This is a genomic window from Streptomyces sp. SID4985, assembly GCF_009863025.1.
GTDB lineage: Bacteria > Actinomycetota > Actinomycetes > Streptomycetales > Streptomycetaceae > Streptomyces.
Genome location: NZ_WWIR01000329.1, coordinates 1 through 359 on the forward strand (window position 1 = coordinate 1; position 359 = coordinate 359).

Sequence of the window (359 nt, forward strand, 5' to 3'; positions counted from 1 at the left end):
CGTTCTCCTCCCCGCAGACCAAGGTCAAGGTGACCGGTCACGCGCTGCCCGACGGCCGTGTGCTGATCGAGATCCACGACACCGGTATCGGTCTCTCCCCGGAGGACCTGGCCGCGATCAACGAGCGCCTCGCGGCGCCGCCCACGGTGGACGTCTCGGTGTCCCGCCGCATGGGTCTGTTCGTGGTCGGCCGTCTGTCCCAGCGACACGGCATCCGCATTCAGCTGCGCCCGTCCGACTCGGGCGGTACGACCGCGCTGGTCATGCTGCCCGTCGACGTCGCCCAGGGCGGCAAGAAGCCCGCTCCGGGCAAGGCCGGTGGCCCCGGCGCCGGTGGCGGCCCCGCCGCCGCGCAGGCC

The 359-nt window shown here is 73.3% G+C and carries 1 protein-coding gene; it reads left to right on the plus strand.

The genetic code is table 11. The features are described 5' to 3' along the window. Positions 1–359, plus strand: a 359-nt coding sequence (locus GTW40_RS13735) for an ATP-binding protein (protein WP_161180458.1), incomplete at both ends; no start/stop codon positions are given.